The following is a 928-nucleotide window of genomic DNA, read 5'->3' on the forward strand; positions in this document are numbered from 1 at the left end:
GCCAGTGCATGGTCTCCGTTTGTTTGACGGTCCAGTCGGCGGGCTTCTTGTGCAGGCCCCAGCGAGTGCCCTTCAGTTGGGGTTCGCTCTTGACCTCGGCCCGTCGCACCTCGTCCAGCGCCGTGCTGCTCAGAGCAACGACGTGGAAGCGGTCGAAACAGACCTCGGCGTCTGGAAAGTGCTCGGCGGCGCCGGCCTGGAACGAGCCGCTCATGTCCATGCTGACATGGGTAATCGCGGTCGGCTCGCCACCATGCTCGGCAAGGTCGCTGGCGAACGTGCCGAGCGTGGCCTTGTCCCGGCCCGGCGTCGCAAACAGCAAGCGCTGCTTATCAAGATCATAAAAAACAGAGATGTACGTCTGGCCGCGCTTACTGGCGGTCTCATCGACGCCGATCGCGCGAACCCCGGCATGACTTTCCTGGGCGCGCGCTTGGCCGACATGATGATTGATCACGCGCCACAGTCTGCGACTGCGCACGCGCAGCAGTCGACCGGCCGCCAGGACCGACATGGTCGGCGCCAGCATCAGCGTCAAAGCCTCGAACAGCAGGGTGAAGCGACTGCCTTCACGCGCCCAGGGTACGGCGATCTGCGTCACCTTGCCGCAAGCGGCACAGGCCACTCGCGGCACCTCGGCATGCAGATTGGCTTCGTACTGGAAGAAATCCAGATGGCGCCACGAGCGCGCCAAGCGGTCGTGGAGCGGCTGCGCCGCCGCACCGCAAGCCGGGCAAGCATGAATGGCGGCGCCAAACCGGACCTGGAAATCGATCCGTCCGGACTCTGGCTTGAAGATGACTTCTTCTACCTGCCAAGGAGCAACGAGGCCCAGAGCCTGGGTGAACAGCGTTTCAATCATGAGGAAGCGGCCGCGAGAGGAAAGGCCGCTATTGTCCTCCATGCCGAGGGCGGCAGACTGCCTTCC

The 928-nt window shown here is 64.0% G+C and carries 1 protein-coding gene; it reads right to left on the reverse strand.

The window, feature by feature from the left end; genetic code table 11:
• The coding region (locus CAPSK01_RS00020) for an ISL3 family transposase (RefSeq protein WP_273702775.1) at positions 1 to 904 on the reverse strand (904 nt) is incomplete at its 3' end.
• Between the last annotated feature and the right edge of the window lie 24 nt (positions 905 to 928).

Source organism: Candidatus Accumulibacter vicinus, from assembly GCF_000584955.1.
In the GTDB taxonomy this organism is placed as follows: domain Bacteria; phylum Pseudomonadota; class Gammaproteobacteria; order Burkholderiales; family Rhodocyclaceae; genus Accumulibacter; species Accumulibacter vicinus.